This window comes from Caulobacter sp. NIBR2454, from assembly GCF_027474405.1.
Taxonomy (GTDB): Bacteria; Pseudomonadota; Alphaproteobacteria; order Caulobacterales; family Caulobacteraceae; genus Caulobacter.
In genome coordinates, this window is the sequence record NZ_CP114871.1 from 1,887,827 (window position 1) to 1,909,019 (window position 21,193).

General features: G+C 63.1%; 18 protein-coding genes. 8 read left to right on the forward strand and 10 right to left on the reverse strand.

Annotation, left to right across the window (positions count from 1 at the left end):
* Nucleotides 1–97 precede the first annotated feature (97 nt).
* Genes O5K31_RS09290 through O5K31_RS09305 form a run of 4 tightly spaced genes read right to left on the reverse strand, consistent with a single transcriptional unit; the run spans nucleotide 98 to nucleotide 5,069 of the window.
* The gene (locus O5K31_RS09290; protein WP_191001927.1) at nucleotides 98–745 is read right to left on the reverse strand and encodes an HdeD family acid-resistance protein; all 648 of its coding nucleotides are present in this window, start codon (nucleotides 743–745) and stop codon (nucleotides 98–100) included.
* Nucleotides 742–1,977, reverse strand: coding sequence for a sigma-70 family RNA polymerase sigma factor (locus tag O5K31_RS09295; RefSeq protein WP_269713291.1), 1,236 nt, complete (start codon nucleotides 1,975–1,977; stop codon nucleotides 742–744). The genes O5K31_RS09290 and O5K31_RS09295 overlap by 4 nt, the downstream gene beginning before the upstream one ends.
* Nucleotides 1,978–2,001: 24 nt before the next feature.
* Complete coding sequence (locus tag O5K31_RS09300; RefSeq protein ID WP_269713292.1) at nucleotides 2,002–4,908, reverse strand: ATP-dependent Clp protease ATP-binding subunit; 2,907 nt, start codon at nucleotides 4,906–4,908, stop codon at nucleotides 2,002–2,004.
* A gap of 26 nt (nucleotides 4,909–4,934) precedes the next feature.
* Nucleotides 4,935–5,069: a hypothetical protein gene (locus O5K31_RS09305; RefSeq protein ID WP_269713293.1), complete on the reverse strand. Its 135-nt coding sequence runs from the start codon at nucleotides 5,067–5,069 to the stop codon at nucleotides 4,935–4,937.
* A gap of 554 nt (nucleotides 5,070–5,623) precedes the next feature.
* On the opposite strand from O5K31_RS09305, the gene O5K31_RS09310 reads away from it, so the two are divergent.
* A complete protein-coding gene (locus O5K31_RS09310; RefSeq protein ID WP_269713294.1) occupies nucleotides 5,624–8,938 on the forward strand; it encodes a DEAD/DEAH box helicase in 3,315 nt (1,104 codons plus the stop codon).
* A gap of 466 nt (nucleotides 8,939–9,404) precedes the next feature.
* Here O5K31_RS09310 and O5K31_RS09315 read toward each other — a convergent pair whose 3' ends face one another.
* Together O5K31_RS09315 and cobO are read right to left on the reverse strand one after the other, a co-directional pair.
* Complete coding sequence (locus tag O5K31_RS09315) at nucleotides 9,405–9,812, reverse strand: DUF1636 domain-containing protein (RefSeq protein ID WP_269713295.1); 408 nt, start codon at nucleotides 9,810–9,812, stop codon at nucleotides 9,405–9,407.
* Between the two features lie 5 nt (nucleotides 9,813–9,817).
* Nucleotides 9,818–10,435 (reverse strand): cob(I)yrinic acid a,c-diamide adenosyltransferase, encoded by a 618-nt coding sequence (gene cobO / locus O5K31_RS09320; RefSeq protein WP_269713296.1) that lies wholly within the window; start codon nucleotides 10,433–10,435, stop codon nucleotides 9,818–9,820.
* 192 nt (nucleotides 10,436–10,627) lie between these two features.
* Between cobO and O5K31_RS09325 the strand changes: the two genes are divergently transcribed.
* The gene (locus O5K31_RS09325) at nucleotides 10,628–11,299 is read left to right on the forward strand and encodes a cytochrome c oxidase assembly protein (protein WP_269713297.1); all 672 of its coding nucleotides are present in this window, start codon (nucleotides 10,628–10,630) and stop codon (nucleotides 11,297–11,299) included.
* Complete coding sequence (locus O5K31_RS09330; protein WP_269717038.1) at nucleotides 11,299–11,961, forward strand: cytochrome b; 663 nt, start codon at nucleotides 11,299–11,301, stop codon at nucleotides 11,959–11,961. Before O5K31_RS09325 ends, O5K31_RS09330 begins: the two co-directional genes overlap by 1 nt.
* Here the strand turns inward: O5K31_RS09330 and O5K31_RS18405 are convergent.
* Nucleotides 11,888–12,565: a c-type cytochrome gene (locus O5K31_RS18405; RefSeq protein ID WP_442867700.1), complete on the reverse strand. Its 678-nt coding sequence runs from the start codon at nucleotides 12,563–12,565 to the stop codon at nucleotides 11,888–11,890. The genes O5K31_RS09330 and O5K31_RS18405 overlap by 74 nt on opposite strands.
* Before the next feature lie 93 nt (nucleotides 12,566–12,658).
* Between O5K31_RS18405 and O5K31_RS09335 the strand changes: the two genes are divergently transcribed.
* The 3 genes from O5K31_RS09335 to O5K31_RS09345 are packed head-to-tail and all read left to right on the forward strand — an operon-like array spanning nucleotide 12,659 to nucleotide 16,498.
* On the forward strand, nucleotides 12,659–13,027 hold the full coding sequence (locus O5K31_RS09335; protein ID WP_269713298.1) for a c-type cytochrome: 369 nt from the start codon (nucleotides 12,659–12,661) through the stop codon (nucleotides 13,025–13,027).
* Nucleotides 13,017–13,967 carry a cytochrome c oxidase subunit II gene (coxB, locus tag O5K31_RS09340; protein WP_269713299.1) on the forward strand — a complete coding sequence of 317 codons (951 nt, stop codon included), beginning with the start codon at nucleotides 13,017–13,019 and terminating at the stop codon, nucleotides 13,965–13,967. Before O5K31_RS09335 ends, coxB begins: the two co-directional genes overlap by 11 nt.
* Complete coding sequence (locus O5K31_RS09345) at nucleotides 13,964–16,498, forward strand: cbb3-type cytochrome c oxidase subunit I (RefSeq protein ID WP_269713300.1); 2,535 nt, start codon at nucleotides 13,964–13,966, stop codon at nucleotides 16,496–16,498. Before coxB ends, O5K31_RS09345 begins: the two co-directional genes overlap by 4 nt.
* 4 nt (nucleotides 16,499–16,502) lie before the next feature.
* Here the strand turns inward: O5K31_RS09345 and O5K31_RS09350 are convergent, their stop codons facing one another.
* Genes O5K31_RS09350 through O5K31_RS09360 form a run of 3 tightly spaced genes read right to left on the reverse strand, consistent with a single transcriptional unit; the run spans nucleotide 16,503 to nucleotide 19,170 of the window.
* Complete coding sequence (locus tag O5K31_RS09350) at nucleotides 16,503–17,027, reverse strand: lipocalin family protein (RefSeq protein WP_269713301.1); 525 nt, start codon at nucleotides 17,025–17,027, stop codon at nucleotides 16,503–16,505.
* Between the two features lie 2 nt (nucleotides 17,028–17,029).
* The gene (locus O5K31_RS09355; RefSeq protein WP_269713302.1) at nucleotides 17,030–17,806 is read right to left on the reverse strand and encodes a DUF1365 domain-containing protein; all 777 of its coding nucleotides are present in this window, start codon (nucleotides 17,804–17,806) and stop codon (nucleotides 17,030–17,032) included.
* The gene (locus tag O5K31_RS09360) at nucleotides 17,806–19,170 is read right to left on the reverse strand and encodes an NAD(P)/FAD-dependent oxidoreductase (RefSeq protein ID WP_269713303.1); all 1,365 of its coding nucleotides are present in this window, start codon (nucleotides 19,168–19,170) and stop codon (nucleotides 17,806–17,808) included. Before O5K31_RS09360 ends, O5K31_RS09355 begins: the two co-directional genes overlap by 1 nt.
* A 164-nt stretch (nucleotides 19,171–19,334) precedes the next feature.
* On the opposite strand from O5K31_RS09360, the gene O5K31_RS09365 reads away from it, so the two are divergent.
* Both O5K31_RS09365 and O5K31_RS09370 read left to right on the forward strand, forming a co-directional pair.
* Nucleotides 19,335–20,174, forward strand: a complete 840-nt coding sequence (locus O5K31_RS09365) for an alpha/beta hydrolase (RefSeq protein WP_269713304.1) — start codon at nucleotides 19,335–19,337, stop codon at nucleotides 20,172–20,174.
* Nucleotides 20,171–21,187: an SAM-dependent methyltransferase gene (locus O5K31_RS09370; RefSeq protein WP_269713305.1), complete on the forward strand. Its 1,017-nt coding sequence runs from the start codon at nucleotides 20,171–20,173 to the stop codon at nucleotides 21,185–21,187. The genes O5K31_RS09365 and O5K31_RS09370 overlap by 4 nt, the downstream gene beginning before the upstream one ends.
* Nucleotides 21,188–21,193: the final 6 nt, after the last annotated feature.

Genomic DNA, 21,193 nt, shown 5'->3' on the forward strand with positions numbered 1-21,193 from the left:
AAGCCGGCGCTCAGGCAACGGTCGAAGATCGTTTCGTCCCATCGGGTGAAATCGTGCTCCTCGCCGGCAATTCGCCCGTCATCCACCATAGGGCACCTCACGCCTTTGCCGATGGGGGAGCGTCATCGAAGGCCGCACCGTCCGAACGATCCGCCTTGCGAAGCCGTAGCCCGAGGAGGATCATCATCACCCCGAAGACCGCGGCGTAGAAGCCGATCAGCCAGCCGAGCGCGAGGAAGCTTTCGACCGGGCGCGTCAGCAGCATCCAGGTCACGACGACACCGAGAACGACCGAGAGAAGGCCGCTCAGGATCAGCCAGATTTCGCCGTTGATTTCCTTTCGCAGGCGGATCGCTGCCGCGATCTCGAGGGCACCCGAGAACACGGACCAGAAGGCAATACTGGCCCAAAGGAACGTCGCTAGGACGAGTGTGGCAACGAAGGGCGAGATCACGACGACGATTCCCGTGGCGATGCCGAGCAGGCCGCTGACCATGAGCCAACCCCACCGCCGGCCCTTCCGGATGTTGCGAATGGCGGAGATCAGGCCTAACACGCCATCGGCGAAGGAAAAGGTGCCGAATACCAGCGTCAGAGCCAGGAGCGATTCAGCCGGCATCAGGAACGCAAGCGCGGCGATGATCAGCGCCAGCACGCCGCGCAGGATGACCAGCCACCAGTTGCGCGTCAGCGTGCAGAGCATGTCTTCGATGTCCCGGGCCGGGTTGAGCGAGTTGATGTTCATTCGATGCGTCCTCCTGGATGATCGGGCGAGCTTTCGGCATGCGACAGGATGGCCGCCTCGCCGTGCATCGCAATGACGATCCGCTGCCGTTCGAGGATCGGTTGGGGCAGGCGCGCCGTGCGGGCGATTTCCTGTTCCAGGTTCGCGGTTTCGACGGTTTCGCCCGCGAACCCGGCCTCGATCAGTTTCGCGCGAAGAAAGGCGGCCGCGGACAGGGCGATCCGGTCGACCTCGGCCGCATCCAGGCCGAGCGCCGCGGCGGCCTCGGCCGGCGTGCTGTCGGCAAGGTGGATTCGCTCCAGCACGCGGCGCCAGAGCGCCGGAAGCTGGGCCATCGCGCGATGCAGCGACTGCGCCAGTTCATGCCGCTCAGCTTCTCTCTCGGGATCGGTCACGCTGTCGTCCGCGACGAGATCCTCGAGCCGCAACACGTCGTCGGGCTGGTGGAATTCGGACAATTCCTGATCGGCTTCGGTCGGATCCTCTGCGGGCTTCTCGGGCTCGGCGTCGAGCGAGGCGGCGTCCTCGGGCAGGGCCCGGCGGGCCGCACGTCCCTCCTCCTCGATGGTCTCGTGGGCCAGCCGCAAGAGCCAATCGCCGACCGAGAATTCCGTCGGCCGCGTCTCGAACCGTTCGAGCCCCTTCAGAACCATCGCATCGACCAGATCGTCGACCCCGAGCCTGCCCGGCGGCACCGATCCGCCGGCTTCGAGATAGGTCAGTTCGCGCCGGACGGCGTCATGGACCCGGTCCAGATGATCCTCGATCAGGTCGAAATACATCGCCCGCCGGTTCGACTCGGCCGCATCGCGTGCCGGGGGCAGAAGCGCGCCGATGCGGCGGCGGCGGGCCGGGCGCTTCCAGTCCGGTTCATGTTTGAGGCGCGCCACATGCCGGTCAACCCGCTGGCGCAGGTTGGCAAAGGCCTTGCGCAGGACAGGCTCAATCTCGAACCCCTCTTCCTGTGCCGCGATCACGCCCGAGGGCAGTTGCAGGCGCAGGCTGACCTGGATGCGCGTCTTGCCGCTCGTCTGGGACGCGACGACTTCGAGCCGGACGAGATCCTCGCGGAAGCGTACAAGATGCGGTTCAAGTTGCCGCACCTCTTCCTCGATGACCTCAGGCGCGCGCTGTTGGCCGTGCCGGTCGAGATTGCGAAATGCTCTGATGACTTCCATGCCGTATGACCTTGCTTGTCGCTTTTTGACGAAATGAGCCGGCGCGACCGTCATCGCGCCGGCCAGTCCTTCACGACGTCATCCGATAGACTTATCGCCCTTGGACTGCTCCTTATCATTGGCGTCGACTGGGACATCGGGCGTCGGAGCGTCCGCCTTGTTTTCGGCAACTGCGCTGGACTCGCCGATCCCGGCTTGGGCCGGATCGTCCGGGCTGTCGTCACCGGTGTCCCTTGCGATCTTTTCGAACACGACCTTCTGTTCGTCCGCTGACCAGGCGACGCGGACCTTGTCGCCATCCTCGATCCGCCCCGAGAGCAGTTCGCGAGCCAACTCGGTCTCCAGCTCCGACCGGATCAGCCGGCGTAGCTCGCGGGCGCCGAATTCGGGACGGAAGCCGACCGCGCCGAAGTGATCCACGACGCTCACATCGAGTTCGAGTTCGACGCCCTGGGTAAGGGCGGTCCGTTTCACCCGGTTGAGCTGCAACTCGACGATCTGGCGGATCTCCGACTGATTCAGCGAATGAAAGACGATGATCTCGTCGATCCGGTTGATGAACTCTGGCCGGAAATGACCGCGCAACACCTCCATCAGTTCGGATTTCTGCTTGGCCTCGTCGAACTCCCTGCTGCCGCGTTTCGTGAGGTTGCGCTGGATGATGTCCGAACCGAGGTTCGAGGTGGCGATGATGATGGTGTTAGTGAAGTCCACCACGCGGCCCTTGCCATCGGTCAGGCGGCCATCGTCGAACACCTGAAGCAGGATGTTGTAGACATCGGGATGCGCCTTTTCGATCTCGTCGAGGAGTACGACCGAGTAGGGCCGACGGCGCACCTTCTCCGTCAGCTGCCCGCCTTCGTCGTATCCGACGTAGCCCGGAGGTGCGCCAACCAACCGGGCAACCGAGTGGCGCTCGCCATACTCCGACATGTCGATACGGATCATCGCATCCTGGTCGCCGAAGATCACCTCGGCGAGCGTCTTGGCCAGTTCCGTCTTGCCAACCCCGGTTGGCCCGAGAAACAGGAAGGTCGCAGTCGGACCGGAACCTTCGCGCAGACCCGCACGCGCCAGGCGCACCGCATCGGCCACGGCGCGGATCGCTTCTTCCTGGCCGATGACGCGCTCGTGCAGCTTCTCCTCGAGCTTGAGGAGTTTGTCCTTCTCCTCGGTGGTCAGCTCCGTGACTGGAACGCCGGTGATCTTGGAGACGATCTGCGCGACGTGATCGGCGCGCACCTCGGCGGTCGCCGAAGCCTGGTCGCGCTTCCAGATTTCCAGAAGCTCGTCCAGCTCCTTCTGCTTCTGCTCCAGCTCCTTCTTCAGTTCTGCTGCTCGGTCGAATTGCTTGCGGGCTGCGGCATAGTCCTGCTCGCGCTTGATCTGCGCGGCTTCGGCCTCCAACTCCTGGACGTCCACAGGGCGCGCTGTGGCGCTGATCTTCACCCGTGCGGCTGCCTGATCGATCAGGTCGATCGCCTTGTCGGGCATGAAGCGGCCAGTGATGTAGCGATCAGAAAGCTCGGCTGCCGCGACGATGGCCTCGTCGGTGATCGTCACCTTGTGGTGCGCCTCCAGCGTGTCGCGCAGGCCGCGCAGGATCATGATGACCTGAGCTACCGTGGGTTCCTCGACATAAACCGGCTGGAACCGTCGCTCGAGCGCCGCGTCCTTCTCGATGTATTTCTGGTACTCGTTGAGCGTCGTCGCGCCGATCAGGTTCAGCTCGCCTCGCGCCAGCGCCGGCTTGAAGGTGTTGGCGATGTCGAGACCACCTTCGCCACCGCCCTGGCCGGCGCCGACGATGGTGTGGATCTCGTCGATGAACAGGATCAGGCTGTCCTTCTCCTCGGTGATCTCCTTGAGGATCTTCTGGACTCGCTCCTCGAACTCGCCGCGATACTTCGACCCGGCCACCATCGAGTTGATGTTTAGCTCGACCAGCCGCTTGTCGCGCAGCGCCTCGGGCACTTCGCCCGCGACGATCCGTTGTGCAAGTCCCTCGACGATGGCGGTCTTGCCCACGCCGGGCTCGCCGATCAGCACCGGGTTGTTCTTTTTCCGGCGGGCCAGCACTTCGATCGTCGTCTCGATCTCGCGGGCGCGGCCTATGACGGGATCGAGCTTGCCCTCGCGGGCGAGCTTCGTCAGGTCACGGCTGAACTGGTCGAGATCGGGCGTGCTGGAAGGCGCCTCCACGCGGCCTTCCTCGGCTCCCTTGCCCACGACCTTGGTCACCTGCTGGCGAAGCGCCTGCGGCGTCAATCCGTATTTGCGCAGGATCGACGCGGCCAGGCCTTCACCTTCCTCGGCAAGGCCGATCAGAAGGTGCTCAGGACCGACATAGGAATGGCCGAGTTCGTTCGAGGCGATGAAGGCCCGGTTCAGCGCGTCCTTCAGGCGAGGACTTACGCCGATTTCGCCTTCCGTCTTGGCGTCTCCACGCTTCGCTTCCTTCTCGATCTGGCGCCGCAGATCGTCCACATCGACCTTGAACTGTTCCAGGATCGTCTTGACTACGTCAGACGAGGTCAATGCCAGAAGCAGATGTTCGGTATCGACCTCGCTGCGCCCGAATTCCCCGGCCTTCTGTGCGGCATCCTGCAGCAGCTTGTTGCCCTGTTCGCTCAGCCGGTCGGCGATGGTGCGTCCGCCGCCGCGCCGCGATCCACGCCGCGGCGCGCCCTCGCCGAAAGTGGCGTCGACGACAGCGTCATCGCCATCACCCATAGAGCCGAGCGTGCCGCCTCGCAGCGGACTGTCACTAAAGAGGCTGCCGAAACCGCTCTCGCCGAGGAATTCGTCAAGAAGGGAACGCCGTCCGAACAGGGACTCCAGCGGCGAGGCGCTGCGCCCCGACCGGCGCGCCATTTCGCTGTAATGCTGGTCGCAAAGCTCCATGTTCTGAACCCTGCCGTTCACCGAGGCGCGCACACGCGCCGTCGCCGGGCGACCGCAAATATCGCAAGCTCCGTGTGCCATTCGTCTTCTCCGTTTTCACTATCCAGTCAGGGTTGTTCGCCGATCATCTGCGCCAGTGACAGTGTCACGCAGCGACCTGTCTCTCGTTGCAGGAGATCCTGCGCCGATTGCTCGAGAAGATCCAGATTGGTTTCAAGAAGGGTGAGGGTGCGCTTGAACACGCCATCCACGATGTCGCGCAGCGAATCCTACCGGCGAGGCCGTATCTGGTGGTGCTTCTTCCCGCCCCGCGAGGCTGGCGAAGGCGGCATTGGCTCACTTCTCGGGACTTGGGGCGGAGAAGCCCTCTATAATTCCCACGACTCCAATGCAGTGATGGGGCCGCTGCTTAGGTCCATCGGCACGCCGGCGGTCGTAGAGGCCGACATTCCGATCGCTCTATTGGGTGACAGCGCAAGTCCTGCCTTTTCTATCGTGGCCCACTATCTGGCGTCTCTTGGTCACTCCGCACGAGACCATCTGGAGTTCGAGGACCGAGTCACTGAGGACCTCCCCGCCCGACAGGTGCGGCGGATCGTTCGCTATCCTGAGCCGGATTTCCTCGCTCTGACGGGCTGCGAGACTTGGTCTCGACCCATTGGAAGCGCCCCGAGGTAACAAAGCCCTCGCGCCAGAACACTCTCGGCTGTGAACAACCTTAACCGTGTGGTGGAAAAGGCCGTTCGGTGCACTATCCTTAGTGGAGCTCATCCAAGAGCTCGCGCCTAGGACAGTCATGTCGCAGCCAGACCTCTTCACTGCTGAAGCACCGACGGCATTCACATTGCCGACCGTCAAGTACGGACCCATCCGAACCCCGACGGGAAGAATAGAGTGCCTGCTGCGCGGGCCGATCGTGGTCGAAGCTACCAAGATCGGCGAGGTTGCCGTGTCGCCTCGTGTCAAAGAACCGATCTATCGGACTGCGGACGGTGAGACCTTTATCCTGACAACCCGGACTAAAGTAGCTCGACCTCCCGCTGCGGATGGTGTGCTGCTCAGCGGTGCCGATGGAAGCCTGTCTTGGACTTCACACCGGCTCGTCGATGACCTGGAGGCTCAAGCAGCTGCCGAGGGATGGCCGGCGGTCGTGACGGCGCGCGCTCGGCTTTGGGAGGGTCAAGTAGCTTTCCGTGCCGAAGCACCCAACGACGATGGGACTGTCGATGAGGACCGCCGAGGTCTTCGACCTCCGCAGCTAGGTGCGTTGCACGCCATCGGGGCACACTGGAGCCTTCATAGGCAGGCGGCGACGGTTGTCATGCCGACCGGTACCGGCAAAACCGAAACCATGTTGGCCGCGCTTGCGGCGTACATGCGGAAGCCGATGCTTGTGGTGGTGCCAGGTGATGCGCTCCGAGCGCAAACGATCGGCAAGTTCATCAACATGGGACTACTTCGCTGGTTGAAGGTGCTCCCCGAAGACGCACCAAACCCGATCGTGGGGATCATCACAAAAGTACCTAAGACGCCCGACGCTCTGGAAGTCTTCGAGCGCTGCAATGTGATCGTCACCACCATGACATCCGTCGCGGACGCAGGTGCTGAGCCTCTATGGCCGGAAATCGTGAAGCGAGTAGGAGCGCTCGTCATCGACGAAGCCCATCACGTGTCGGCTGCCCGTTGGTCGAGCTTCCGAGAGGCCTTTGCCGACCGGCCGATTCTTCAGTTCACTGCTACGCCTTTCCGCCGTGATGGACAGTTGGTCGACGGCCAAGTCATCTACAGCTACTCGCTGCGGCGCGCTCAACAGGATGGATATTTCCGCCGGATCACGTTTGACCCGGTGTACGAACCCACGCCATCCAAAGCGGACAAAGCGATCGCTGAGGCCGCCGTTGCCAAGCTCCGGGAAGATATAGCAGCAGGTTTGGACCATCGGATGATGGCTCGATGTGCGAGCATCGATCGCGCCAACAAAATCCATGCGCTTTACGGACGCTTGGCACCGGAGCTCAAGCCGACCATCATCCATTCCGACCAGACGGATGCACGACAGCGAGTCGCAGATCTGATCGCTGGTCGCAATCACATCGTAGTGTGCGTGAATATGTTGGGTGAAGGGTTCGACCTCCCTCAGCTAAAGGTCGCGGCCGTCCATGATCTCCACAAAAGCCTGGCCATCCTGCTCCAGTTCACAGGCCGCTTCACGCGAAGCTCGGCCGAGAATATCGGCAACGCGACCATCATCGCGAACATCGCCGAACCGAACGTCTCCGCCGCACTTGAACGGCTCTACAGCGAAGATGCCGACTGGAACGACGTGCTCAGCGAACTTAGTTCCCAAGCCGCCCAGGAACATGCGCGGCTGGTGGCATTTCTGAACGAGGCTCAGCGTCTCGACAAAGGCGTGCAGAACGAAGACACACCGATCTCGCACAAGCTCCTAAAGCCGCCGCTGAGCACACTCTTCTACGAAGCCAAGAGCTTCCAACCGAAGAATTTCCACCAAGGCCTTCCTGAGAGCTTCGTTCCTTACCGAGTGTGGCTGCACAGCCCGTCGAACACACTGTTCCTCGTCACTCGCTCCGAACCCTCGGTGAAGTGGAGCCGTTCGAAGGCGGTGCGCGACCGAACATGGACCCTCTTCGTCCTGCACTACGACGCGACCCGAAGCATCCTGTACCTCGCCTCGACCGACAAGGATTCCAACTTCGCGCCGCTTGCAAAGGCAGTCGGCGCCACCACGCTTATTAGCGGTGATGTGATCTTCAGGGCCTTGGGCCGCATCAATCGCCTCATCTTCCAGAACTTGGGGGTCAAGAAGCACGGCCGGCGCAATCTCTCATACGCCTCCTACACAGGCGCGGAGGTGGTGGGCGCCCTGAGCCAAGCGGAGAAGAGCGGCTCCATCAAAGCGCTGCTATCCGGCATCGGATGGGAGCACGGCAGGCAGACGACAGTCGGCTGCACGGTGAAAGGTCGCGTTTGGTCTCGCGATCAAGGTGGTTCGCTGCCTCGCTTTATCGAATGGGCGCAAGGCGTCGGCGACAAGCTGCGCGATGCCTCGATCGATAGCAGCAAGCTCATCGATAACGTCCTGCTCCCCACGGTCGTGACCGCGCTGCCAACGGCGGAACTGTTGGGTGTCGATTGGCCTGTCGAACTTCTCCGGCAGTCCGAGGAGCGAGTGGTCTTCAGCGACGGCACAAGCAAAGCCGCGCAGACTACCTTCGAACTCACGATCGCAGGGATGGACCGCTCGACGAATGCGATCGAATTCGACCTCGTCGAAGCGACTACAGGCCTTTGGGCCCGCTTCCGGTTCGAACTTTCGGGACCAGACGGCTACACAGTTACCCAGATCAGCGGCAGTACTGTGCATGTGACCAGCGGGAAGCTGCACCAGCCGCTGTCCGATTATTTCGGCGACTACCCGCCACTGTTCCGTTTCGTCGATCTTTCCGAGTTGGACGCCAACCTCCACATTGTCCCGCAGACTCCCTACGACCTGACCATTGGGGAGGATCGGTTCGAATGTTGGGATTGGACCGGGGTGGATATCACCAAAGAGTCAATGTGGAAGGACGGTGCGGAGCGCGCTGACTCCATCCAGGCGCATGTCGCGAAACACTACATCGATGCTGGGTTTGATATCGTTTTTGATGACGACGCGAGCGGTGAAGCGGCGGACCTCGTATGCATAAAGGCAGAGAAGGATCATCTTCGCCTTGCCTTGGTTCACTGCAAATTCTCTGGCGGAACCACAGTGGGCGAACGCGTCAAAGACGTCGTCGAAGTGGCTTCGCAAGCCGTGCGATCTGCACGTTGGTTGGGTCGCTTCCAGCATCTCGCCCAACACCTGAAAGTACGAAACGAAGCGCTCAAGGCACCATCACGTCCCTCGCGCTATCTGAAGGGCGGCCCCGGCGAACTCAATCAGTTGGTGAAGTTCCACCGCTTCCATCCCATTCGGGCCGAAATCGTCATGGTCCAACCTGGACTATCGAAATCTAAGCGCACCAGCTCACAGGACACCGTCTTGGGTGCAGCCCTGACGTATCTGAAGGAAACAGTAGGCTTGGACCTCGCCATCGTCTGCAGCGAGTGACGAGGTCCTGGTCCTAGAACAGCGAAAGCTGCCGGCTGCTGACCTCGTGGGCCTGCGATTCAGCAGGCCCTGCCATCACGTCCAGCCAGGTCTCTACATAGGCTGCCGGTCCGCCGGCTTCTTCGATCTCCTCGGAATGGGGAAGGGCGACCGGTAGCCGGTTCCACTGCACGCCCAGAAGCGGACGCCCAGACGTCCCGCTATGAGTCAGAAACCGACATCCGTCTTCGCTTCTGGCGCTTATCCACAACCTATCTATACCTTATGTTTTCCTGGCCATCGGGCCTCTGCAGCCGGCCGAGCGCCATCGAGTTTGCAACAGAAGCTCCGCTGCTAAGCGCAACGCCTGCCCCTCTCAAATTGCATCATTTTTGGCGTTAATTCAGCGGTTTATGGCTGCAACAGCTTCCGAAGCTGTGCTGTCTCGGAAATAATGGGTAGATGGTGGCGGCTGATCCTTTGCGGGTCAGTCCCCTACAACCTGGCCGGCGGGAGGCAGGCGCACGATGAAGTGGCCTTTCACGCCTTCGGGCCACTGGCGATAAGCGACAACGCCTTCTTCGCTTTCCATGTAGGCGACGGCATACTCGAGAATGGCCTGAGCCGCGTCCGCATCCGGCGTGAAGCGCCCCAGCACGTAGCCGATCTTTCCGGGGCTACGCAGATGGATTGAGCAATGTTGGGTGCAGTTGAAGAGACACGCCATCTCCTCGATCGCGAGCGTGTTCAACCGCTGGTCCTTGGCAGCCAGGTTTCGCAGCGCTTCCAGCAGACGCGTGCCGCCCCGAACGCCGTCGGCGTCCTCGCGCTCCTCGGGCGACCAACGGCAGGTGTTGCAGACGATCAAACTCGGGCCTTGCGCGGCCGGCTTCAAGAGACTCAAAACTCGATCCCGGCTTGGGCCTTAACGCCACTGCGGAAAGGATGCTTGATCACCACCATCTCGGTGACCAGGTCGGCCGCGTCGATCAAGGCCTGAGGCGCATTACGGCCCGTGACGACCACATGCTTTCCCTCAGGGCGAGCGCTGAGGACCTCGACGACTTCGTCCACCGGCAGATAATCGTATCGCAGAACGATGTTTAGCTCGTCGCAGACCACCATGTCCCAGTCGGGGTCGGCGATCCTGGCCTTGACGGCCTCCCAGGTTTGGCGCGCGACGGCGATATCCCTGGCTCGGTCCTGGGTGTCCCAGGTGAACCCCTCGCCCATCGGCCGAAATTCAACCTGTTCAGGAAAGGCGTCGAACACCACCTTTTCGCCCGTCTGCAACGCGCCTTTTATGAACTGAATGACGCTGACGCGCTGTCCATGGCCGATGGCGCGCAGAACCATGCCTAGGGCGGCTGTCGTCTTGCCCTTCCCCGCCCCCGTGTTGACGATCAGCAGGCCTTTTTCGATCTGCCGTTCGGCCATCATCTTGGCGCGGGCGGCCTGAACCTTGACCATCTTTGCGTTGTGGCGAGCGTTCAAGTCTTCAACGGTTTGATCGGTCATCGGAAGGTCCCTCCCACAGTAGGTTTGGCTGAAGAACCTTTCGCGCGGGGACCGTCAACCCAATACGCGTTGGCGGCGCCTGATGCCTGAGCGCAGCCCTTGGGAACCGAAGCCCCAAGGCAACGCTCTAGCTGCATGTCACAGACGACCTGGACGCCCTATTGCGGGGTCGGGCCCTCGCCCGGCGAGCTGATGACCCGCTGGAACCTCGATCCCATCGTTCTGGCGGCGCTGTTGCTTGGTTGCCTGCTGGCGTGGCGGCTGGATGGCGTTCGCAGAGTCACCGTGAGCACAGCCTTAGCTGTCCTGATGCTGATCTTCGTATCGCCGCTGTGCGCGCTGAGCTCATCGTTATTCGCGGCCAGGACGGCACATCACCTCCTGCTGATCGCGGTCGCGGCGCCGTTGCTTGCTTGGTCGCTTCCCGCGCCGAGGGGGCGTCCATCCCTAGTGGTCGCCGCCGCGGTGCAGATGGCGGTGCTGTGGCTCTGGCATGCGCCTTCGGCCTATGGCTGGGCGCTTTCCAACGACTTCGCCTATTGGCTGATGCAGTTCAGCCTGCTGGGTTCAGCGGTGATGTTCTGGCATGCGCTGCGGAGCGTGGCGGCGCCCGCGGCGGTCGCCGGCTTGCTAGGAACGATGCTGCAAATGGGTCTGCTGGGCGCGCTTTTGACCTTCGCCGGACAAGCGATCTACGCGCCCCACCTCACCACGACCGCCGCGTGGGGCCTTACACCGCTGCAGGATCAGCAGGTTGCGGGGCTAATCATGTGGGCGCCGGGCTCGGCATTCTACTTGCTCGCGGCGCTCTGGATGCTGGGGCGATGGCTGGGTGAAGACGACGCTGTGGCGACCGCACGATGATGGAGGGGCTCAAGCGCTGGGTGAAGGGATATAACCGCCGACGCCGGTACTCCCCCGTCGGCGTTGCTTTTCACTGGGTCGTGGCTGCGCTCGTGCTGTTTCAGCTTTGGTGGGGATGGCGGACCGGGCGCTTGCCCGTTGGCCCCGACAAGCTCGACGCCTATCAGCTGCACAGCGCTGTAGGCCTGGTGATTCTGGTGATCATGCTGTTGAGGACGGCATGGCGCACGATGATGGCTCCCGGTCCCATCAATGACGCGGATGCGCCTGGTTGGCAGAGCGTGATCGCCCACCTTACCCACTACATGTTCTATGTGGCTCTGATCCTCCTGCCGATCAGCGGGTGGGCCATGGTCTCGGCCACGGCCGCCGAGCAGCCGCTTCGTTTCGGCGGCGTCCTGCCCTGGCCCATGCTGCCGTTTCACGAGCTGTCACTACCTACGCGATGGGCGATCGAGATGTGGGCTGAGCGAATCCACTTCGCTCTCGTCGTGATGCTTGTGCTGGCTATTCCCGCCCATGTGGGAGCGGCGCTCTGGCATCATTTCCACTACAAGCACGACGTGCTGGAGGGCATGCTGCCCGGCGTCACCGAATTGGAAGAAGATGTCCGGAAGGCGCTGATGCATAAGAAGAAACGGCGTCGATCTCGGCTGGCGTGAGCTTGCGGCTGATGTCCAGCATGACGTCGCGTGGGTCGTTGCGGCGCTCGGCCTTGGCCCATCGGGTCAGCTGTTCGGCGATGTAGCCCGAGGGTTGGCCCGCCAGCGGCGGGTTGGCGGGACCTTGCCCCTCACCCCCTACTCCATGACATGCGGCGCAGGCCTGAAGGCCGCGCTTGGGGTCGCCCCGATGATAGAGCGACTTACCAACGGCGTTCCCGCGTGCGTTCGCAGTCAGTGTCGCTGGCTTCGCTGCGTACCAGGCTGATACCGCGTGTCGATCATCTGCGGTCAAACGCCGGGCGATTGGCGCCATCACTAAGTCGGCCCGACGCCCTGTGGCGTAGTCGTCCAACTGCCTTTGCAGGTAGCCGGCGTTCAGCCCGGCAAGGCGGGGAGACCCCACCCCATCCCCTTCCCCGTTCAAGCCGTGACACGTGAAACAGGCATTGCGCGACCCGCCGTCGCCGCCGCTCATCGCAATCAATTCGCCTGTAGCCCGGAAGGCGTTTCTTGGAGGCTCTGCGGCGTCGCAGGCGGCAAGGCCCGCAAGCCCGCTCAATCCCAGCAACGATCTACGCAAAGCTCGGCCTATGGGTCCCATGGCTGCGGAACACGACCATGAGCGGAGGGTTCCGAACGGAACTCATGCCGCCCCCACGAATTGCTCAGTTTGAATTTCCGGGGCGAGTGGGTTGTGAAGCGTGTCTGCGCCATCTTGATCGGCATGTCGTTGTGCGCCTGTGACGGCGCCAAAACGACGCCGCGCGCCATCGCTGGCGCGGACCCAGGCGCCGGCCGTGCTGCTATGGAGCGCGTCGGTTGCGGGGCTTGTCACCAAATCCCCGGCGTCCGGTGGCCGCAGGGCAAGGTCGGTCCTTCGCTGGAAGGTTTCGCCGACCGAGCCTTGATCGCCGGCCAGTTGCCGAACCAACCCCAGACCCTGGCCGCATTCATTCGAAACGCGCCGGCCCTTTCACCCAACTCCGGCATGCCGCCCATGCCCGTCACGGAGGAGGAAGCGCGCGACATAGCCGCTTACCTCTACACTCTCGATGCTCGCTGACATTCTCTCGGGCTGGCCCCCGCCCGCCCTCGACCCGGCCGGCCCGTTCAACGGCCCGATCGTCACCCTTAGCTGGGTGTTGTTCGCCATGAGCGGGGTGGTGCTTTTGGTTGTACTCGTCGCCACCGGCCTAGCGCTTTTTGGCGGCGCCAAATGGAAACGCCGACTGAGCGGGCGCAAGCTGATATGGATCGGGGGGCTGGTCTTTCCCACCGTCGTGCTGAGCGCCCTGCTCGTCTATGGCTTGGCTCTTACCGCCCATCTGAACGCCGAACCCGAACCTGGCGAGATGCGTGTGCGGGTCACCGGCGAGATGTGGTGGTGGCGGGTCGCCTACCTAGACGCCCAAGGCCGCGAGGTGCTGCAGGACGCCAACGAAGTCCACATTCCCGCCGGCCGGCCCGTAACCTTCGAACTGGAGTCCGCCGACGTCATCCATGCCTTTTGGGTTCCACCCCTGGGCGGCAAGGTCGACATGATCCCAGGGCGACGCAACATCCTTCGTCTGCAGGCCGACAAGCCCGGGGCCTATGGCGGCCAATGCGCCGAGTATTGTGGCGGACCGCATGCCCTGATGGGCTTGGTCGTGGTGGCCCACGAGCCGGGAGAGTTCGAACGCTGGAGACGGTCACGGCGTGCGGCTCCTGCGCCGTCCGATGCGCTTGGCCAACGCGGCGCGCAGGTGTTCGCCGATAGCGGCTGCGGCGCCTGTCATACCGTGCGTGGGTCGGCGGCCAACGGCTTGGCCGGCCCTGACCTGACCCACGTCGGCTCGCGCCGTAGCCTGGGCGCCGGCATCCTGCCCAACAACCGAGGGACCTTGGCCGGCTGGGTGGCCGACAGCCAGACGATCAAACCTGGCAATCGCATGCCCGCCTACAAGATGCTGAGCGGCGGCGACCTGCAGGCCGTAGCGGCCTATCTCGAGAGCCTGCGATGAGTTCCGAAACCGGCTTCGACCACAAGCTCTATGACCGCTTTCCCACCAAGGGGGCACGGCCCAAGGGTGAGCTCGATGAGCTGAAGCGGATTTGGTGCGCGCCCAAGGGGTGGGGCTATCTGACCGTCGTCAACAACAACTATGTCGGCATTTACTACGTCGGCGCGGCGTTCCTGTTCTTCGTGTTGGCGGGCGTACTGGCCCTGGTCATGCGCACCCAGCTGGCCCTGCCGCTGAACGGTGTGCTGCCTCAGGAGACCTACAACCAGTTCTTCACCATGCACGGCACGGTGATGATGTTCCTGTTCGCCGTGCCGGCGGTCGAGGCGATGGGGGTGCTGCTCTTGCCGCAGATGCTGGCGGCGCGCGACCTGCCGTTCCCTCGCCTGTCAGCTTATGCGTTCTGGGCCTACCTCGTAGGCGGACTGGCCTTCTTCTGCTCGCTGTTCTTTGGGTTGGCCCCGAACGGGGGCTGGTTCATGTACCCTCCCCTGACCAGTAAGACCTTCTCGCCGGGGATCAACGCGGACTTCTGGCTTTTGGGGATCGGGTTCATCGAGATCTCGGCCATCGCGGGCGCCATCGAGATTCTCGTTGGCGTACTGAAGACCCGCGCGCCGGGTATGACCCTGGACAAGCTGCCGATCTTCGCCTGGGCCATGCTGGTGTTTGCGGTGATGATCATCATCGGCTTTCCATCCATCATCCTGGGCACCCTGCTGCTGGAGTTGGAGCGGGCTCTCGACTGGCCGTTCTTCGACGCCGCGCGCGGCGGTGATCCTGTGCTTTGGCAGCACCTGTTCTGGTTCTTCGGCCACCCGGAGGTCTACATCATCTTCCTGCCGGCGGCGGGGATGATGTCCATGATCATCCCCTCCATCGCCAAGGCGCCGCTGGTTGGATACCGGCTGGTGGTCCTGGCGCTTTTGGCCACGGGGTTCATCAGCTTTGGCGTGTGGGCTCACCACATGTTCACGACCGGCATGCCCACGGTCTCGGTCAGCTTCTTTTCTGCGGCCAGCATGCTGGTGAGCATCCCGGCCGGGGTGCAGGTGTTCTCGTGGATCGCCACGGTGGCCGCCGGCAAAATGCAGTTCAACACGCCGGGTCTCTTTGCGCTGGGCAGTCTCCTCACCTTCACCATGGGTGGGCTGACGGGTGTGATGGTCGGGCTCGTGCCGTTCGACTGGCAGGCCCACGACACCTATTTCATCGTCGCGCACCTGCACTACGTGCTGATCGGCGGCATGGTCTTTCCGCTGTTCGCCGCGCTCTACTACTGGACGCCGATGATGAGCAAGAACGCCCTGTCCGAACGGGTCGGGCGCTGGGTGTTCGGCCTGATGTTCACCGGCATGCATGTGGCCTTCCTGCCCATGCACCTGACCGGACTTATGGGCATGCCGCGCAGAGTCTACACCTACCTGCCGGGTAGAGGCTGGGACCTGCCGAACATGATCTCCACCGTTGGAGCCTTCCTGCTCGCGGCGGGTGTGGTCCTGTTTTGCATCGACTTCGCCCGGCGTTTTCGCTTCAGCGCCGAGACCAGCGCCGGCAACGTCTATGGGGGCGGCACGCTCGAATGGTTGCCGACCGGGCTTTACTCCAGCCGCAGCATCCCGGTGATCAAAAGCCGCTATCCGCTATGGGACGATCCAAAGCTTGCCAAGGATGTCGACGAGGGTCGCTACTTCCTGCCTGGGTCGGCGACTGGACTGCGCGAGACGGTTGTAACGAGCCCCCTGCAAGCCGAACCTCAGTACCTTCAACGGATGCCGACTCCTTCGGCCTGGCCTGTCTGGGCGGCCGTGGGGACCGCGGGCTTCTTCCTGCTCCTCACGATTCAGGCGTACGCCGCGTCGATCTTCAGCGGCGTGGTCGCCATCGCGGCGGTGCTCGCCTGGCTGTGGGATACCGACAGGCCCATGCGCGACGAGACCGCCGACATCGGCGCCGGCGTCCGTGTGCCCACCTACGTGACGGGTCCGTCGAGCCACGGCTGGTGGGCCATGGTCATCCTGCTGATCGTCACGGGGATGATCTTCTCGATGGCGGTATTTTCGTACCTGTTCCTATGGACGCGTCGACCCGACCTGTGGATCGCGCCGCCATCCGACCTATCCTTTTGGCTGGTCGTGGTTGGCAATCTGGTCGGCGCGGCATTGCCGCTTTTGGCCAGCCGGGCGCTATTCAAATGGCGCGGGGGAGCGCTTGTCGCCGCTCTTGTCATGACCGCCTCGGTCGGCGTGCAGCTGGCTGCCTTCGGCGTGGACCTCAACTCCTGGCTCGCCGCCGGACTGCGCCCCGAGGCCAGCGGTCAAGGCGCCACCGTTTTCGCCTTCATAGCGTTCCAGGGAATGCTGCTGGGAGTCAGCGTCCTGATGGCCGGCTATCTGATCGCTCGCACGATATGCAAAATGGTCGACAGTCACCGTCGCGCCACCTTCGATGTGATCGCTCTTTTCTCGATCTACGTCGCGCTTCAAGGTGTGGTCGCCACGCTGCTGGTGCGCCTACTGCCCGGCGCCTGATCGTCTAAGGGCGCGACGCCCCCGCCACGACCTCCAACTTGTTGGCGGTGAAACCCAAGGCCCGCATGCGCCGGATCAAGGCGCTTACGTCACCGTGGGGCATGCCCGGTTCGCGCGCCAAGAGCGCCACGAAGTCGCCGTCCGACGTGCTGGCGATCATCCAATCATAGTCGTCAGACCGGTCGATCACCCAGTATTTGCGTTTGAGCAGACCGCCAAAGAAGCTGGCCTCGAACTTGGCGTTGGTTTTGGGATCGAGGATGCGCGCGCGGGTGTCCACCTTGCGCACTGGCCCGTTGGGCGAGCCCTTGCGGCAGGTCTGGGCGATGTCGAACGTCCCGTCCGGCCGCTGCGACCAGACTTGGCTGGCGGCGTGACAGTTCTTCTGGCCGTCATTGGGCGTGCGCACGATTTCGTACCAGCGGCCCATGAAGCGGTCGATGTCGATGGCCCGGCGTGGCTCTGGGGCGCCAGCCAGGGCCATGGACGGAAGCGCAAGGGCGGTCAGGACGGCGACGAACATCTTCATCTTCAAGCTCCCGGGCGGCCGATGGTGACGGAGCTCAGGGGCAGCGGTGGACGACGACGAAAGCCGACGCCCTTGCGCCAGATCTTCAGCGCTTCCCAATGAATGCCGGCCATGACCTTGAAGGTTAGCAGCGGATGGGTGAGCCAGGCCTTCAGTAGCTCCTTGTCCGTCAGCGGCCTGCGCGCGCCGACGAAAGACGCCGTCAGCATCGGCCCCGTCTTGTCCGAGACGGCGATGGAGACGCTGGCCCCCTCCCCTGGCGGCTGCACCGCGAAGGCGTAGTTCAGGTCCATATCCATGAAAGGCGAAACATAAAATCGCTTTGGCGCGCTCTGACGGACCGTCCCGTCATCGGGCTCGGGCGTGGCGATCAGGTAGCTGTGACGCTCGCCGAATGTGTTGCTGACCTCATAGATGATCGCCGCCAAGGCGCCGTCAGGCCGGTGGCAAAAATACAGGCTCAAAGGATTGAAGCCGTAGCCCAGTATCCGGGGCATGGTCAGCAGCCGGATGGCCCCGCCGCCTTCTATCCCCGCCTCGGCCAAGCGAGCCTCGATCTGAGGCCGCAGAGCCGTGCCGCTACGGTCGCCATAGTCGGCATCGTTGAAACTCATCAGACCGAAGCGTCCTCGGAGCAACAACCGAAGGCGGCCGAGAATGGCGTCGATCTCATTGAGGTCGAGGAACAGCATGAAAACGCGGTAGCGCAACGCGTGATCGCGCGGACGTACACGCTTGTGGCGGACCTGCCCAACATAGATCGCTGAGACCTCTGTCATCACACAGCCTCTACGGTTTCCGCGTCGGCTGGTTGAGCCGGCGTGATGACGATCCGACCGCTTTCATCCTCGACGGTCCAGGGACGCCGTACACCACCCAACTGTTCGGCTACGGCCAGACCCGCCTGCAGTCCATCCTCGTGGAAGCCCGAACCGAAATAGGCGCCGCAGAACCAGGTGCGCCGCGCGCCCTGCAACGACCATAGCTGCTTCTGGGCGGCCATGGATCGCGCATCATAATGCGGATGATCGTAGTGCTCGGTGCGGATCACCGTGGCCGGGTCTGGCGCCTTGTGCGGGTTCAAGGTGAGAAACAGCGGCCGCGCCCCGTGCAGGCTCTGCAACTTGTTCATCCAGTAGGTGACGGAGCCCGCGGCCGGATCGGCCCGCCAGCCGATGTGGTTCCAGCTGGCCCAAGCGAGGCGGCGGCGCGGCATCAGTGAACGATCGCCGTGCAGCACGGCCACGTTCGGTGTGTAGCGAAACGCCCCCAGCACCGCCTGCTCTTGCGGCGTCGGATCTTCGAGCATTTTGAGGACTTGAGGGGCGTGGGCGCCGAACACCACGTGGTCAAAGACGCGCGTTTCGCCGTGGACGTCCCTTACAAGCACGCCGTCGGCCGTACGCCGAACGGAGGCGACGCCACAGCCGGTGCGGATTTCTCCACGGAAGGTCTCAGCCATACGGGCCACGTAGGAACGGCTGCCTCCCACGACCGTGCGCCAGCTCCGCCGGCCCAGGAAACGCAGCAGGTCATGGTTGTGAAAGAAGCGGATGAAAGCCGCCGCGGGATGCTCGCGAACCCCTGCTACGGTCGCCGACCAGATCGCGGCCGCCATGGGCAGCAGGTGGTCTTCCTGCACAGCGGCGCAGTAGCCTCGTTCCCGCAAATATTCGTCTAGGGAGATGACCGGGTCCAAGGTCTGAAGGTCGCCGGGCGCCGTACGATAGAAACGGTTCAGATCGCGCAGCATCGCCCAGAACCTTGGCCGCACCAGATTGCTCGGCTTGGCGAAGAGCGAAGCCAAGTTGTGGCTGCCGTATTCGATCTTTCCGTCATCCAGAGACACAGCCAGCGACATGTCGGCATGCCGGGTCGCCACGCCCAGATGGGCGAATAGCGCAGTCAGGTTGGGATAGTTGACCTCGTTGTAGACGATGAAACCGGTGTCCACGGCGGTGACCCCACCCTTGGGCGAGGGTGCATCCACGGTATTGGCATGGCCGCCCAGCCGATCAGCCGCCTCGTAAATCGTCACCTCATGCCGCGTACCAAGCAGCCAGGCGGCTGAGAGGCCTGAAACCCCAGCGCCGATCACAGCGATGCGAAGCGAAGGATCATGGGACGGAAGGGACGACGGCATGCTTGCTCCTGGTCTGCCAATCCGACAGCTACGCTCGCGAATGTCTCGCGGATGCGCCATGCATCCAGATCGCGCACCACGACGTAGCTATCATCCCACGGGAGGATCGCATGGCCCAAAGACTGAACGCGCTGAGCGCTATAGCGGCGCCTCTCGCTTGCGCGATGACGTTGGCGGGCTGCTCGACGCTCGACGCGGTGAACGCCATCCAGCCAAAAGGCGCCGTTAGCGTCACGCGCGGTCAAGCCTATGGCGACGGGCCCCGGCAAAAGATCGACATCTACACGCCACGACGGATGGCGGCTCCGTCTGCGGTCGTGGTTTTCTTTTATGGGGGCGGTTGGGAAACCGGCGACCGCGCTGACTATGCTTTCGTTGGGGCTGCCTTGGCCGCGCGCGGCTACGTGGTGATGGTGCCCGACTATCGGCTCTATCCCCAGGTGAAATGGCCCGCCTTTCTCCAGGATTCAGCCGAAGCAGTGCGTTGGGCGAAAGGCCACGCTGGCGACTATGGCGGAGACCCCCAGCGCGTGGTCCTGATGGGCCATTCGGCCGGCGCCTATAATGCGGCGATGCTGGCCCTGGATGACCAGTGGCTCAATGCGGTGGGTCTTGATCCCGCGCGCGATATCGCCGCCCTCGTAGGCTTGGCGGGGCCGTACGACTTCCTTCCCCTGCGCAGCGAGACGCTCAAGGCCGTGTTCGGACCAGAACCGAGCCGCGCGGCCACCCAGCCCATTAATCAGACCGCGCAGGGCGCGCCTCCCACATGGCTAGGGACCGGCGACGCGGACAAGGTTGTTCTTCCCCGCAATACAGAACGGCTCGCCGCAAAGCTTCGCGCTTCAGGCGTTCCGGTCGAGACACGACTATACCCGCGCCTGGGCCATGCTTTGATGGTTGGCGCCTTCGCCATTCCCTTCCGCTTCACCGCGCCTGTCATGAAGGACGTCGTCGCGTTCCTTGATGCTCAAACCGCACCCACGACCAGGATGAATCCATGAACCTGATCAACGCCTTCCAGGATGCTCCGGCGCCTGATTTCGTGACCCGTCCGGCCATCGCAAGCCTGGTGGCCGGCGCTCGGCGCGGCTTGGCGGGCACGTCATCGCCTGACATCGAGACACGCTTCGCCGCCGAGATGTCTCAACGACCAATCGCCGAACACACCGACGCCGCCAACGCGCAACACTACGAACTGCCGCCCCGCTTCTTCCAACTCGTGCTGGGCCCTCGGCTCAAATATTCCTCGTGCCTCTACCCGGCGGCCAGCTCCACTTTGGCGGACGCGGAGATAGCCGCGCTCACCGACACCTGCTCGCACGCCGATCTGCGCGATGGACAGCGCGTCCTTGAGCTTGGCTGCGGCTGGGGATCTTTGTCGCTGTGGATGGCGGAGCAGTACCCCGCATCACAGATCACCGCTGTCTCCAACTCGCGCCCGCAACGCGAACACATCGAGAGCGAGGCGGAACGCAAGGGGCTGACGAACCTGCGGATCATCACCGCCGATATGAACGACTTCGATATCGCCGAGTACTTCGATCGGATCGTGTCGGTCGAGATGTTCGAGCATATGGCCAACTGGCGTCTGCTGCTTACGCGCGCGCGCTCGTGGCTGAAACCGGATGGGCGGATGTTCATCCATGTTTTCACACACGCCACGACCCCCTATCGTTTTGAGGTCAGCGACCGCAGCGACTTCATCGCCCAGCACTTCTTTACCGGCGGCGTCATGCCCAGCCACAGGTTGATCCGGCAGTTTCCCGATCTGTTCGAGGTCGAGGAGGAATGGCGCTGGAGCGGCGTTCACTACCAGCGCACGGCCGACGACTGGCTCGCCAACATGGACCTGCATCGCGACGAGATCGCCGACCTGATGGCGCAAGTCTACGGCTCTGACTCAAAGCTGTGGACCCGACGCTGGCGGCGGTTCTTCATGGCGACCGCGGGTCTGTTTGGAGACAGCGCCGGAAACGTCTGGGGTGTCAGCCATTATCGCCTGAAAGCCGCCTAGGGAGAT